The sequence below is a fragment of the Citrobacter sp. Cpo065 genome, assembly GCF_030332805.1.
Classification (GTDB): Bacteria; Pseudomonadota; Gammaproteobacteria; order Enterobacterales; family Enterobacteriaceae; genus Citrobacter; species Citrobacter portucalensis.
Genome location: NZ_JAOWHC010000027.1, coordinates 1 through 15252, shown reverse-complemented (window position 1 = coordinate 15252; position 15252 = coordinate 1). Strand labels below are relative to the sequence as shown.

Sequence of the window (15252 nt, the reverse complement as noted above, 5' to 3'; positions counted from 1 at the left end):
ATGGGGCACTTAGGGAGGAGGCTCATGAAGAAGAGTATCTGAGGATAACGCTTGAACTGAGAACTGCTTTACTAAAACTGCTTGCATAAGGTCTGTGTTCCAAACCGATGCCGCTATAGTAGACCTACTTCTAATCATTAAGCAAGCATTAATTTTTTTAATACCCACTGAGTGATGCAATGTTGAACCATCGCGGCTAAGCATCCTGGATAACAGCTTGATCTACAATGAACAAAAGCCCCGACTATTGCAGTCAGGGCTTTACGTTACTACACACTTCAAATTTAACATTAATAAACTTAACGATTTAATACTGCTGATGGTACTACTTTAAAATGTACACGTTTACTATAGATAATATTGGATATTGATACTAACTAAAGCTTTCCTCTATTTACCGTTAAACACATTCCACCCGCTTGATAATAGAACTCAAGGCTGGTGACCTAAACAAGTACACTTCCCCTCGCGACATATACTCTTTGATGCGTTGCCTTATTTCCCTTGTGATAACCAGAAAAGCAGAATCACAAATATTTACTATAAAATCATGGCGTTACATCGTCGCGTTTTACTGACTTTTTGCGATTAGATATATCAACTACGTGGCCTGAAAGCATTGTCGAAGTGAAAAGATAGCGTTTTCAGCATCGACTATCCCATACAAAAAATACTTCGTGGCCTTTATCGCAAACCCCAATCAAGCTCTACTAACACTTACTACGTTAACAGCAAACTACAATTTCTCCGCTGTTAAATATTAACATACGGGTTTAAAAAACGCTGTCAATACTGTTTTTTATAACATGTATTTATTGACAGTAATTATATATTCCAGCATGTGATAAGCGAGTCAAAAAGCCGCTGGCCCTGGTCCAGATCGCAGGGTTCTGCCTCTTTTTGTAACCGGTTTCAGAAAAAGCGGCTTTCTTTGTGATGCCTTGCACACAATCGTTGCAAAGCAGTTGTTGCTATAGCTGGCTCGCGATAATTATCAACTCACACATGTTGATCGAGACTGCTTATGAAAAACATCGTTTTATGCTGTGCCGCCGGAATGTCCACCAGCATGCTGGTGCAAAGGATGAAAGATGCCGCCCAGAAAAAAGGCGTCGACGTCACTATCAAAGCCGTCCCGGTGGCCGAGTTTGAAGAGAATATCGCTACAGCGGATATCGTTTTGCTCGGTCCACAGGTTAAGTATGAACAGGCCAAGCTACAGGCGATCGCCGACCCACTAGGCAAAAAGGTCGCCGTTATCGACATGATGGATTACGGCATGATGAAAGGCGATGCGGTACTGGATAAGGCGCTGAAACTACTGGAGTGATGGTATGGAAGAGTTAGAAACGATCATCATGGAGTTATTGGTAAATGCTGGCGCTGCACGCAGCCAGGCCCTGACGGCATTGCAACTGGCGCGTAAAGGTGATTTCTCCGGTGCAGAACAAGCGATGACGGAATCACGCGAATACGTCAAACAAGCGCATAAAATCCAGACCCAGCTGATCGGTATTGACGAAGGAACTGGCAAACTACCGGTTAATCTCATCACCGTCCATTCGCAGGACCACCTGATGAATGCCATGGTGATTCAGGATCTGGCCGGCGATATGATTGAGCTTTATCGGCGGTTACCACCGATAAATTAATGACACTGCCGGATGGCTTCGTAGACCTGATAAACGCCATCAGAAATAACATAGACATAAAAAAACCCGCCGAAGCGGGTTTTTTATTATGGTCGGCAACGATTAATCGTTGTCAGAACCGCCCAGGCCTGCGTTCAGCAGTTCTGCCAGGCTGGCAGACGCATCTTCAGCAGTTACCTGCGGTGCAGCTGGCAGTTCGCCCGCTGCGCGACGGCGCATACGATCCTGGTGGTACGCATAACCAGTACCTGCCGGGATCAGACGACCCACGATGACGTTCTCTTTCAGACCGCGCAGTTCATCACGTTTACCTGCAACAGCTGCTTCGGTCAGGACACGCGTGGTTTCCTGGAACGATGCTGCAGAGATGAAGGACTCGGTTGCCAGAGACGCTTTGGTGATACCCAGCAGATCGCGGGAGAACGTTGCACCCACTTTGCCGTTCGCTTCCAGCTCGCGGTTTGCGATCTTGACGCGGGAGTATTCAACCTGCTCGCCTTCCAGGAAGTCGGAGCTACCAGCGCTTTCGATGGTGGCTTTACGCAGCATCTGACGAACGATAACTTCGATGTGTTTATCGTTAATCTTAACACCCTGCAGACGGTATACGTCCTGAACTTCGTTAACGATGTAACGAGTTACAGCATGCACACCACGCAGACGCAGGATGTCGTGCGGCGCTTCCGGACCGTCGGAAACTACGTCACCACGTTCTACACGTTCACCTTCGAACACGTTGAGCTGACGCCATTTCGGAATCATCTCTTCGTACGGTTCGCTACCGTCTACCGGGGTGATAACCAGACGACGTTTACCTTTGGTTTCTTTACCGAAGGAAATGATGCCGCTGATTTCAGCCAGGATTGCCGGCTCTTTCGGACGACGTGCTTCGAACAGGTCCGCAACGCGCGGCAGACCACCGGTGATATCCTTGGTACCGCCGGATTCCTGCGGAACACGCGCCAGGGTGTCACCAGAGCTGATCTGTACGCCATCTTCCAGCTGAACAATCGCTTTACCCGGCAGGAAGTACTGAGCAGGCATATCGGTGCCTGGGATCAGAACGTCGTTGCCCTGAGCATCAACAATTTTCAGTGCCGGACGCAGGTCTTTACCACCCGCAGTACGCTCTGCAGAATCCAGAACCACCAGAGAAGACAGACCGGTCAGCTCGTCGGTCTGACGAGTAATGGTCTGGCCGTCGATCATGTCAGTGAAGCGGACGAAACCACTCACTTCGGTGATAACCGGCATGGTGTGCGGATCCCAGTTTGCTACGGTTTCGCCGCCAGCAACCTGTTCGCCATCACCTTTCGCCATAACGGAGCCGTAAGGCACTTTATAGCTTTCTTTGGTACGGCCGAATTCGTCGATCAGTTTCAGTTCGGTGTTACGTGAGGTGATAACCAGTTTACCGCTGGAGTTCACAACCGACTTCGCGTTGCTCAGACGGATGCTACCTTTGTTTTTCACCTGGATGCTGGATTCAGCAGCCGCACGAGATGCCGCACCACCGATGTGGAACGTACGCATCGTCAGCTGTGTACCCGGTTCACCGATGGACTGTGCCGCGATAACGCCGATTGCTTCACCTTTGTTGATGATGTGGCCACGCGCCAGGTCACGACCGTAGCAGTGCGCACATACACCAAAGTCGGTGTCACAAGATACAACGGAACGGACTTTAACGGAGTCAACGGAGTTCTCTTCCAGCAGATCACACCACTGTTCGTGCAGCAGCGTGTTGCGTGGAACCAGAATATCCGCCGTACCCGGCTTCAGAACGTCTTCAGCAGTTACACGACCCAGAACGCGATCGCGCAGCGGCTCTTTAACGTCACCACCCTCGATAACCGGGGTCATGGTGATGCCTTCCAGAGTGCCGCAATCGTCTTCAGTAACAACCAGGTCCTGCGCGACGTCAACCAGACGACGAGTCAGATAACCGGAGTTCGCTGTTTTCAGTGCGGTATCCGCCAGACCTTTACGAGCACCGTGAGTAGAGATGAAGTACTGGAGTACGTTCAGACCTTCACGGAAGTTCGCGGTGATTGGCGTTTCGATGATGGAGCCATCTGGCTTCGCCATCAGACCACGCATACCGGCCAGCTGACGAATCTGTGCTGCAGAACCACGCGCACCGGAGTCGGCCATCATGTAGATGCTGTTGAAGGAAACCTGCTGCTCTTCTACGCCGTCACGGTTAATAACGGTTTCGGTTTGCAGGTTATCCATCATCGCTTTGGATACACGATCGTTCGCCGCAGCCCAGATATCGATAACTTTGTTATAGCGTTCGCCTGCGGTTACCAGACCAGACTGGAACTGCTCCTGGATCTCAGCAACTTCAGCTTCCGCTTCAGAGATGATCTCGTGTTTCTTCTCTGGGATGACCATGTCATCAATACCAACAGATGCACCTGAACGCGCTGCATATGCAAAGCCGGTGTACATTGTCTGGTCAGCGAAGATAACGGTCGGCTTCAGGCCCAGAATGCGGTAACAGGTGTTCAGCATTTTGGAGATAGCTTTCTTGCCCAGCGCCTGATTGACGATGGAGAAAGGCAGACCTTTCGGTACGATCATCCACAGAATGGCACGGCCAACGGTCGTGTCTTTCAGGCTGGTTTTCGCAACGAATTCGCCGTTTTCATCTTTTTCATATTCGGTGATACGCACTTTAACGCGCGCATGCAGAGAGGCCAGACCTGCGCGATAGATACGCTCAGCTTCTTTCGGGCCAGTCAGCACCATGCCTTCGCCTTTGGCGTTAACACAGTCACGGGTCATGTAGTACAGACCCAATACAACGTCCTGAGACGGAACGATGATAGGTTCGCCGTTCGCCGGAGACAGGATGTTGTTGGTAGACATCATCAGCGCACGCGCTTCGAGCTGGGCTTCCAGCGTCAGCGGTACGTGAACAGCCATCTGGTCACCATCGAAGTCGGCGTTATATGCCGCACAAACCAGCGGGTGCAGCTGGATAGCTTTACCTTCGATCAGTACCGGTTCAAATGCCTGGATACCCAGACGGTGCAGTGTTGGTGCACGGTTCAGCAGTACCGGGTGTTCGCGGATAACTTCGTCCAGGATATCCCAAACGACAGCTTCTTCACGCTCAACCATTTTCTTAGCGGCTTTAATGGTGGTGGCCAGGCCACGCAGTTCCAGCTTGCCGTAGATGAACGGTTTGAACAGTTCCAGTGCCATTTTCTTCGGCAGACCGCACTGATGCAGACGCAGGTATGGACCTACGGTGATTACAGAACGACCGGAGTAGTCAACACGCTTACCGAGCAGGTTCTGACGGAAACGACCCTGCTTACCTTTGATCATGTCGGCCAAAGATTTCAGAGGACGTTTGTTAGAACCGGTGATCGCACGACCGCGACGACCGTTATCCAGCAGGGCGTCAACCGCTTCCTGCAGCATACGTTTTTCGTTGCGTACGATGATGTCCGGCGCAGCCAGATCCAGCAGACGCTTCAGACGGTTGTTACGGTTGATAACGCGACGATACAGATCGTTCAGATCCGACGTTGCGAAACGACCACCATCCAGCGGAACCAGCGGACGCAGATCTGGCGGCAGAACCGGCAGAACGGTCAGGATCATCCACTCTGGCTTGTTGCCAGACTGTACGAAGGCTTCCAGCAGTTTGATACGCTTGGTCAGCTTCTTACGCTTGGTTTCAGAGTTGGTTTCGTTCAGCTCTTCGCGCAGAGTTTCACACTCTTGCTCCAGATCCATGCTTTTCAGCAGAGCCTGGATAGCTTCCGCACCCATCTTCGCGTCGAATTCGTCACCGAATTCTTCCAGCGCGTCCAGATACTGCTCTTCAGTCAGGATCTGTTGACGTTCCAGGTTAGTCATACCGCCTTCGATAACTACATAAGATTCGAAGTACAGCACGCGCTCGATATCGCGCAGCGGCATATCGAGCAGCAAACCGATACGGGACGGCAGCGATTTCAGGAACCAGATGTGAGCAGTCGGAGACGCCAGCTCGATGTGGCCCATACGCTCACGGCGTACTTTAGTCTGGGTCACTTCAACGCCGCACTTCTCACAGATCACACCACGGTGTTTCAGGCGCTTGTACTTACCGCACAGGCACTCGTAGTCTTTTACCGGCCCAAAGATACGGGCGCAGAAAAGGCCGTCACGTTCAGGTTTGAACGTACGGTAGTTAATGGTTTCCGGCTTCTTAACTTCACCGAAAGACCATGAACGGATCATGTCTGGCGAGGCCAGAGCAATTTTGATCGCATCAAACTCTTCGGTTTTAGTCTGCGCTTTCAGAAACTTTAATAAATCTTTCACGGATTTGCTCCCGTCGGAGTTAGCACAATCTGGCGCTGGCTGTTACGCCAGCACCAGTGACCTGTTTGATCGAGAGTTACTCGTCTTCCAGCTCGATGTTGATACCCAGCGAACGAATCTCTTTCAACAGTACGTTGAAGGATTCCGGCATGCCTGGTTCCATCTGATGGTTGCCGTCCACGATGTTTTTATACATCTTAGTACGACCGTTCACGTCATCAGACTTAACGGTGAGCATTTCCTGCAGGGTGTATGCTGCGCCATATGCTTCCAGCGCCCACACTTCCATCTCCCCGAAGCGCTGACCACCGAACTGCGCCTTACCACCCAGCGGCTGCTGAGTAACCAGGCTGTAAGAACCGGTAGAACGCGCATGCATCTTGTCATCAACCAGGTGGTTCAGTTTCAGCATGTACATATAGCCAACGGTAACCTGGCGCTCGAACTGCTCACCGGTACGACCGTCGAACAGTGTGATCTGACCGGAAGTCGGCAGGCCACCCAGCTGTAACAGTTCCTTGATTTCAGACTCTTTCGCACCGTCGAATACCGGCGTTGCGATCGGCATACCTTTTTTCAGGTTTTCAGCCAGACGCAGAACTTCTTCATCGCTGAAGGTATTCAGGTCAACTTTCTGACGAACATCTGAACCCAGATCGTAAGCACGCTGGATGAATTCGCGCAGTTTCGCGACTTCCTGCTGCTGTTTCAGCATGGCGTTGATCTTATCGCCGATACCTTTTGCAGCCATACCCAGGTGGGTTTCAAGGATCTGACCGATGTTCATACGCGATGGTACGCCCAGCGGGTTCAGTACGATATCTACCGGCGTACCGTTAGCATCGTGTGGCATATCTTCGATCGGGTTGATCTTAGAGATTACACCCTTGTTACCGTGACGACCTGCCATCTTATCACCAGGCTGGATCCGACGTTTAACCGCCAGATACACCTTAACAATCTTCAGCACGCCCGGTGCCAGATCGTCGCCCTGAGTGATTTTACGGCGTTTCGCTTCGAGTTTTTTCTCGAATTCGTGTTTCAGTTCGTCGTACTGCTCAGCCAGTTGTTCCAGCTGATTCTGTTTCTCTTCGTCGGTCAGGCCGAGTTCTAACCAGCGGTCGCGCGGTAGTTTGTCGAGCTTCTCAGCTTCAACACCACCGGAAACCAGCACAGCGTAGATACGGCTGAACAGGCCAGCTTCGAGGATCTGCAGTTCTTCAGACAGGTCTTTTTTCGCCTGCTTCAGCTGCATCTCTTCGATTTCCAGCGCACGTTTGTCTTTTTCTACGCCATCGCGAGTAAAGACCTGAACGTCGATAATCGTACCGGAAACACCGTTTGGCACGCGCAGAGAAGAGTCTTTAACGTCAGACGCTTTCTCACCGAAGATCGCACGCAGCAGCTTCTCTTCTGGCGTCAGCTGGGTTTCACCTTTCGGCGTTACCTTACCAACCAGAATGTCGCCACCGGTCACTTCCGCACCGATATAAACGATACCGGATTCATCCAGTTTGGAGAGCGCAGCTTCACCCACGTTCGGGATGTCAGCGGTGATCTCTTCTGGCCCCAGCTTGGTGTCACGGGACACACATGCCAGTTCCTGAATGTGGATGGTGGTGAAACGGTCTTCCTGGACAACACGCTCGGATACGAGGATGGAGTCTTCGAAGTTGTAACCATTCCATGGCATGAATGCCACGCGCATGTTCTGACCCAGCGCCAGTTCACCGAGGTCGGTGGACGGACCGTCTGCCAACACATCACCACGTTCAACCGGCTCGCCCAGAGATACGCAAGGCATCTGGTTGATGCAGGTGTTCTGGTTAGAACGGGTGTATTTGGTCAGGTTATAAATGTCGATACCTGCTTCGCCCGGGTACATCTCGTCTTCGTTAACTTTGATAACGATACGGGAAGCATCCACGTACTGAACAGTACCGCCACGTTTAGCAACTGCAGTAACACCGGAGTCAACGGCAACAGCACGTTCCATACCGGTACCAACCAGCGGCTTATCAGCGCGCAGAGTCGGAACCGCCTGACGTTGCATGTTCGCACCCATCAATGCACGGTTGGCGTCATCGTGTTCCAGGAACGGGATCAGGGACGCACCGACGGATACCACCTGCTGGGTGGATACGTCCATGTAGTCAACCTGGTCGCGGCTGAACAAGCTGGATTCGCCTTTGCTACGGCAGGTAACCAGATCTTCTACAAAGTGGCCTTCGTCATCCAGGTTGGAGTTCGCCTGAGCGATAACGTAGTTGCCTTCTTCGATAGCAGACAGGTAATGAATTTCGTCAGTTACAACACCGTCGGTCACTTTACGATACGGAGTCTCGAGGAAGCCGTATTCGTTAGTCTGTGCATACACGGACAGGGAGTTGATCAGACCGATGTTCGGACCTTCAGGCGTTTCGATTGGACATACGCGACCGTAGTGAGTCGGGTGTACGTCTCGAACTTCGAAGCCTGCGCGTTCACGGGTCAGACCGCCTGGGCCGAGTGCAGAGATACGACGTTTGTGCGTAATCTCAGACAGCGGGTTGTTCTGGTCCATAAACTGAGACAGCTGGCTGGAACCAAAGAACTCTTTCACTGCTGCAGAAATCGGCTTGGCGTTGATCATATCCTGAGGCATCAGGGTATCCAGATCGCCCAGAGACAGACGCTCTTTCACCGCACGCTCAACACGTACCAGGCCAACGCGGAACTGGTTTTCCGCCATTTCGCCTACGGAACGGATACGACGGTTGCCGAGGTGGTCGATATCATCGACTTCGCCTTTACCGTTACGGATATCGATGAGCTTCTTCATCACTTCGATGATGTCGTCTTTGCTCAGGATACCGGAACCTTCGATTTCGTCGCGCAGCAGAGAACGGTTGAACTTCATACGACCAACCGCAGACAGGTCATAGCGGTCTTCGGAGAAGAACAGGTTCTCGAACAGGCTTTCAGCAGCTTCACGAGTCGGCGGCTCACCAGGACGCATCATGCGGTAGATTTCTACCAGTGCGCTCAGACGATCGTTGGTTGGGTCAACACGTACAGTTTCAGAAATGTACGGACCGTGATCCAGATCGTTAGTGAACAGCGTTTCGATACGCTTGTGACCAGATTGGCTCAGCTTAGCCAGCAGATCCAGGCTCAGCTCCATGTTAGCTGCGCAGATCAGCTCGCCAGTAGATTCGTCAACGTAGTCTTTAGCCGCAACTTTACCAGCAATGTATTCAACCGGAACTTCGATATGTTTGATATCGTCTTTTTCCAGTTGGCGAATGTGGCGCGCAGTGATGCGACGGCCTTTTTCGACGTAGACTTTGCCGTTAGCTTCAATGTCAAAGGAAGCGGTTTCACCACGCAGGCGTTCCGGCACCAGTTCCATCTGCAGCTTGTTGTCGCGAATTTCGAAAACAACTTTTTCAAAGAACAGGTCAAGGATCTGCTCAGTGGTGTAGTTCAGTGCACGCAGAATAATGGTCGCAGGCAGTTTACGGCGACGGTCAATACGTACGAACAGGTTGTCCTTCGGATCGAATTCGAAGTCCAGCCAGGAACCACGGTAAGGGATGATGCGCGCGTTATACAGCACTTTACCCGAAGAGTGGGTTTTACCTTTGTCGGAGTCAAAGAAGACGCCAGGACTACGGTGCAGCTGAGAAACGATAACACGCTCAGTACCATTGATTACAAAGGTACCGTTGTCAGTCATGAGCGGAATTTCGCCCATGTAGACTTCTTGTTCTTTAATGTCTTTTACGGTGCCTTCCGGCGCTTCGCGCTCGTAGATCACCAGACGCAGTTTTACGCGCAGCGGTGCGGAATAGGTCACGCCACGGATCTGACATTCCTGAACGTCAAACACCGGTTCGCCAAGGCGGTAGCTGACGTATTGCAGCTCGGAATTACCGCTGTAGCTCTGAATCGGGAAAACGGAACGGAAAGCTGCTTCCAGACCATACTGCCCTTCAGGATCTTGCTCGATGAACTTCTGAAACGAGTCAAGCTGGATAGAAAGGAGATAAGGTATGTCCAACACTTGTGGACGTTTACCAAAATCCTTACGAATACGTTTTTTCTCGGTATAGGAGTAAACCATTAGGGTTCCTCAGCTCGCTGACAAGTCGACCCATCTGTCCGACGAAGGGACAGTTTGTGCAACACTATTTTGTTGACCGGAAAATCGAATACTTTCCGCAATGCCTGTTGCTATCACGCTTAAACCATTTCATTGCGATTTACACAGAACTGATGCTCTGTCGCAGTATATTAAGACGTCGATAGAAACAAGCATTGAAAGGCACAGCAGTAGTCAAACAGTGTGAAATGCTACTGGCGCCTTACAGCGCAAAAAGGCTGGTGACTAAAAAGTCACCAGCCATCAGCCTAATTTCTTAGGCTGCAACCAGAAAAGTTGGCTTATTTAACTTCAACTTCAGCGCCAGCTTCTTCCAGAGATTTTTTCAGTGCTTCTGCGTCGTCTTTGCTGATGCCTTCTTTCAGGGCAGCCGGAGCAGATTCTACCAGGTCTTTAGCTTCTTTCAGACCCAGGCCAGTTGCGCCACGTACTGCTTTGATTACAGCAACTTTGTTAGCGCCAGCAGCTTTCAGAATTACGTCGAATTCAGTTTTTTCTTCAGCAGCTTCAGCCGGGCCAGCAGCTACAGCTACAGCAGCAGCAGCGGAAACACCGAATTTTTCTTCCATTGCAGAGATCAGTTCTACAACGTCCATTACGGACATAGCGGATACTGCTTCAATGATTTGATCTTTAGTGATAGACATTTAAATTGTTCCTGAAAATCAGAATAAGTTTATACGTAAGCAGATGCTTGAGAAAGATAACTGCGATTAAGCAGCTTCTTTCGCATCGCGTACAGCAGCCAGAGTACGAACCAGTTTGCCAGCCGAAGCTTCTTTCATGGTTGCCATCAGGCGTGCAATTGCTTCTTCGTAGGTCGGCAGAGTTGCCAGGCGATCGATTTGCGATGCCGGGATCAATTCACCTTCAAAGGCTGCGGCTTTGACCTCAAATTTTGCATTCGCTTTCGCGAACTCTTTGAACAGACGAGCAGCAGCGCCCGGGTGTTCCATAGAGTATGCAATCAGGGTCGGACCAACAAACGTGTCTTTCAGGCACTCGAACTGAGTACCTTCAACGACGCGGCGCAGCAGAGTGTTACGAACAACACGCATGTATACGCCAGCTTCACGACCTGCTTTACGCAGTTCAGTCATTTTATCTACAGTTACGCCACGGGAATCCGCAACTACTGCAGACAGCGCGCCTTTGGCTACTTCGCTGACTTCAGCAACAATCGCTTGTTTGTCTTGAAGATTTAAAGCCATTAGCTTTGCTCCTGGATGTTTGCCGGAACTCATGTTCCGGAACTCACTTCACTCTCCCCAACGGAAAGAGCGTCTAAATACGGTGAGCAGAAACAAGCCAGAGTATCAGAAATAATCTTAGCGTTCTGTCACCGTCTACGCAGGGCATTAAGTTTCTTACGAAACACCTGCGGTCTTCGACGGAGGCCTGGATAGGCCAGGCTCCAACGAACAAATCTTGTCTATCTGTCGCTATTCAATCTGTGACGGCGTTGACTGCCTTCGTTCACACCAGTCACATAGTTAACTATGCTCCTGGCGATTCACTCAGTTGTCGCCTTGCCACAGCCTGAATATCTCGGATATACGTCTGCAATTAGCAGAAACGTGGGGGTAAGATTGTAGACAAAATCACCGCCCACGTAAAGGCGAATATTAGTTCGCCACAGTCGCAGTCAGACCGGACTGATCAACGGCAACGCCAGCACCCATGGTGGTGGAGATGCTAACTTTCTTGATGTACACGCCTTTAGCCTGAGTCGGTTTCGCTTTTTTCAGCGCAACCAGCAGAGATTCCAGGTTTTCTTTCAGTTTGTCAGCGTCAAAATCCACTTTACCGATGGTGGTGTGGATGATGCCGTTTTTGTCGTTACGGTAACGAACCTGACCTGCTTTAGCGTTCTTAACTGCTTCAGCAACGTTAGGGGTTACAGTACCAACTTTCGGGTTTGGCATCAGGCCGCGCGGGCCCAGAACCTGACCCAGCTGGCCAACAACGCGCATTGCATCCGGGGAAGCAATAACAACGTCAAAGTTCATTTCGCCTTTCTTGATCTGGTCAGCCAGATCTTCCATACCTACCAGCTCAGCGCCTGCAGCTTTAGCAGCTTCAGCGTTTGCGCCCTGGGCAAATACGGCTACGCGAACGGAACGGCCAGTACCGTGCGGCAGTACAGTTGCACCACGTACGTTCTGGTCAGATTTACGAGCGTCGATGCCGAGGTTAACGGCAACGTCTACGCTTTCTACGAATTTAGCAGTGGCCAGCTCTTTCAGCAGAGCAATAGCTTCGTTGATGTCGTACTGTTTAGTTGCATCAACTTTGTCACGGATCACGCGCATACGCTTGGTCAGTTTAGCCATTTCTTAGTCCTCCACTACCAGGCCCATGGAACGTGCAGTACCTTCAATGGAGCGAGTCATCGCTTCAATGTCGGAACCAGTCATGTCGGCAGCTTTGGTCTGCGCGATTTCCTGCAGCTGAGCGCGGGAAATTTTACCCACTTTGTCTTTGTTCGGCTTGCCGGAACCAGACTTGATACCAGCCGCTTTCTTCAGCAGAACTGCTGCCGGAGGCGTTTTGGTAACGAAAGTGAAAGAACGGTCAGCGTAAACGGTGATAACAACCGGGATCGGCAGACCTTTTTCCATGGAATCAGTTTTTGCGTTGAACGCTTTGCAGAATTCCATGATGTTCACGCCTTGTTGACCCAGTGCTGGACCTACCGGCGGACTCGGGTTAGCCATACCAGCTGCAACCTGCAGCTTGACGTAGGCCTGGACTTTCTTAGCCATTCTAAATTCCTCTAGTTGGGTTATAGCGCCTCAAGGAGGCTCCCCGTGATTAAATTCGTTTTACGGACAGGGCCCATAAAAACAAAAGGCGCGAAATTGTATTCCAATCTCGCGCCTTGTGCAACGATTAAATCGCCGCTTTTTTGATCGCTGTTTAGGCTTTTTCTACCTGGGCAAAGTCCAGTTCTACCGGGGTCGCACGACCGAAGATAGAAACAGAGACTTTCAGGCGGGACTTCTCGTAGTCCACTTCTTCAACCACACCGTTAAAGTCAGCAAACGGACCGTCACTAACGCGAACCATTTCACCTGGCTCAAACATCGTTTTCGGACGCGGTTTATCGCCAACCTGCTGCAGACGGTTCATGATCGCATCAACTTCTTTGTCGCTGATCGGCGCCGGACGGTCAGATGTACCGCCGATAAAGCCCATCACACGCGGCACGCTGCGCACCAAGTGCCAGCTTGCGTCATTCATCACCATCTGGACCAGTACATAGCCCGGGAAGAATTTACGTTCGCTCTTGCGACGCTGGCCACCACGGATTTCGACCACTTCTTCGGTCGGCACCATGACTTCGCCAAACAGCTCTTCCATATTTTGTAACTTGATATATTCGCGCAGCGACGTGGCTACGCGGCCTTCAAAACCGGAAAACGCCTGAACGACGTACCAGCGCTTTTTAGGGGCTTCAGACATCTTAGAACCTCAGGCCAGTGATAAAGGATACCAGGCGAACCAGAATACCATCCAGTCCCCACAGGATCAGTGACATTACTGCGGTAACCGCAGCCACAATTAATGTGGTGTGCAATGTTTCCTGGCGAGTTGGCCAAATGACCTTACGGACTTCGGTTCTCGCTTCACGGGCAAAAGCAACGGTCGCTTTACCTTTTGTTGTCAACAGCGCGACACCACCCGCTGCGGCAATCAGAATCACTACGGCCAGCGCACGCAGCGGCAGCATCATGTCACGATAGAGGTAGTTGCCAACGATAGCTACAAGCAGCAATACAGCGACAACAACCCACTTCATCGCTTCCAGGCCGCGCCCGCTTCCTTGAGCTTCGGTATTCGCACTCATAAACCAACCTGTCAGAAGTATTCTACAAACATTTTCACCCCGCGTAAGCGAGGCGATCCAAACCGAAATGCTCTGGTGCGTTTCGGACTAAACGCCCTCTTCAGAGCCTGTCTCAGCAATGATTATGACAAAAAAAATCACTGATGAGCCAGGTTCTGGTGTGAAAGCGTGCAAAAAGGGCATCAAATGATGCCCTTTTATTGCGCATTGCGTCAAATGTTATTCGGCAATTAGCTCATTACTTTGGCAACAACGCCCGCACCAACAGTACGGCCGCCTTCACGGATTGCGAAACGCAGACCGTCGTCCATCGCGATTGGGTGGATCAGGGTAACAACCATTTTGATGTTGTCGCCCGGCATTACCATCTCTACGCCTTCCGGCAGTTCGATGGTACCAGTCACGTCAGTAGTACGGAAGTAGAACTGCGGACGGTAGCCTTTGAAGAACGGAGTATGACGGCCGCCTTCGTCTTTGGACAGAATGTACACTTCAGATTCGAACTTGGTGTGCGGCTTGATAGAGCCCGGCTTAGCCAGTACCTGACCACGTTCGATTTCTTCACGTTTGATACCACGCAGCAGAACACCAACGTTCTCACCAGCACGGCCTTCGTCCAGCAGTTTGCGGAACATTTCAACGCCAGTACAGGTAGACTTAGCAGTCTCTTTGATACCAACGATTTCAACTTCTTCACCAACTTTGATGATACCGCGTTCTACACGACCGGTAACAACGGTACCACGACCGGAGATGGAGAATACGTCTTCGATAGGCAGCAGGAACGGCTTGTCAATCGCACGCTCTGGTTCTGGGATGTAAGAATCCAGGAAGCCAGCCAGTTCGATGATTTTCGCTTCCCACTCTGCTTCGCCTTCCAGCGCTTTCAGAGCAGAACCACGAACGATCGGAGTGTCGTCGCCCGGGAAATCGTACTGAGACAGAAGTTCACGAACTTCCATTTCTACCAGTTCCAGCAGCTCTTCGTCATCAACCATGTCGCATTTGTTCAGGAACACGATGATGTACGGAACGCCTACCTGACGACCCAGCAGGATGTGCTCACGAGTCTGCGGCATCGGGCCGTCAGTCGCAGCAACAACCAGGATCGCGCCGTCCATCTGCGCAGCACCGGTGATCATGTTTTTAACATAGTCGGCGTGGCCCGGGCAGTCTACGTGTGCGTAGTGGCGAGTCGGGGTGTCATATTCAACGTGAGAAGTGTTGATGGTGATACCACGAGCTTTTTCTTCCGGCGCGTTATCGATCTGGTCGAATGC

The 15252-nt window shown here is 51.1% G+C and carries 11 protein-coding genes; 2 read left to right on the top strand and 9 right to left on the bottom strand.

Annotated elements, in window-relative coordinates; translation table 11 throughout:
* Positions 1 to 1024: 1024 nt before the first annotated feature.
* Together OGY68_RS05915 and OGY68_RS05910 are read left to right on the top strand one after the other, a co-directional pair.
* Positions 1025 to 1330: a PTS sugar transporter subunit IIB gene (locus tag OGY68_RS05915; RefSeq protein WP_003033102.1), complete on the top strand. Its 306-nt coding sequence runs from the start codon at positions 1025 to 1027 to the stop codon at positions 1328 to 1330.
* 4 nt (positions 1331 to 1334) lie between these two features.
* Positions 1335 to 1652: a PTS lactose/cellobiose transporter subunit IIA gene (locus OGY68_RS05910; protein ID WP_048215162.1), complete on the top strand. Its 318-nt coding sequence runs from the start codon at positions 1335 to 1337 to the stop codon at positions 1650 to 1652.
* A 102-nt stretch (positions 1653 to 1754) separates the two neighbouring features.
* Here the strand turns inward: OGY68_RS05910 and rpoC are convergent, their stop codons facing one another.
* The 9 genes from rpoC to tuf form a co-directional block, all read right to left on the bottom strand.
* Positions 1755 to 5978, bottom strand: coding sequence for a DNA-directed RNA polymerase subunit beta' (rpoC, locus tag OGY68_RS05905; RefSeq protein WP_003826919.1), 4224 nt, complete (start codon positions 5976 to 5978; stop codon positions 1755 to 1757).
* A 76-nt stretch (positions 5979 to 6054) separates the two neighbouring features.
* Complete coding sequence (gene rpoB / locus OGY68_RS05900; RefSeq protein WP_003033111.1) at positions 6055 to 10083, bottom strand: DNA-directed RNA polymerase subunit beta; 4029 nt, start codon at positions 10081 to 10083, stop codon at positions 6055 to 6057.
* 320 nt (positions 10084 to 10403) lie between these two features.
* Positions 10404 to 10769, bottom strand: a complete 366-nt coding sequence (rplL, locus tag OGY68_RS05895; protein ID WP_003033114.1) for a 50S ribosomal protein L7/L12 — start codon at positions 10767 to 10769, stop codon at positions 10404 to 10406.
* A 66-nt stretch (positions 10770 to 10835) separates the two neighbouring features.
* The gene (gene rplJ / locus OGY68_RS05890) at positions 10836 to 11333 is read right to left on the bottom strand and encodes a 50S ribosomal protein L10 (protein WP_001207203.1); all 498 of its coding nucleotides are present in this window, start codon (positions 11331 to 11333) and stop codon (positions 10836 to 10838) included.
* A 414-nt stretch (positions 11334 to 11747) separates the two neighbouring features.
* Positions 11748 to 12455: a 50S ribosomal protein L1 gene (rplA, locus tag OGY68_RS05885; protein ID WP_003033119.1), complete on the bottom strand. Its 708-nt coding sequence runs from the start codon at positions 12453 to 12455 to the stop codon at positions 11748 to 11750.
* A gap of 3 nt (positions 12456 to 12458) precedes the next feature.
* Positions 12459 to 12887: a 50S ribosomal protein L11 gene (rplK, locus tag OGY68_RS05880; RefSeq protein ID WP_003033122.1), complete on the bottom strand. Its 429-nt coding sequence runs from the start codon at positions 12885 to 12887 to the stop codon at positions 12459 to 12461.
* A 154-nt stretch (positions 12888 to 13041) separates the two neighbouring features.
* Positions 13042 to 13587, bottom strand: coding sequence for a transcription termination/antitermination protein NusG (gene nusG / locus OGY68_RS05875; protein WP_003033125.1), 546 nt, complete (start codon positions 13585 to 13587; stop codon positions 13042 to 13044).
* A 1-nt stretch (position 13588) separates the two neighbouring features.
* Positions 13589 to 13972, bottom strand: a complete 384-nt coding sequence (gene secE / locus OGY68_RS05870; RefSeq protein WP_003033128.1) for a preprotein translocase subunit SecE — start codon at positions 13970 to 13972, stop codon at positions 13589 to 13591.
* 230 nt (positions 13973 to 14202) lie between these two features.
* Positions 14203 to 15252: elongation factor Tu (gene tuf / locus OGY68_RS05865; protein ID WP_063942044.1), on the bottom strand; the 1050-nt coding region annotated here is incomplete at its 5' end.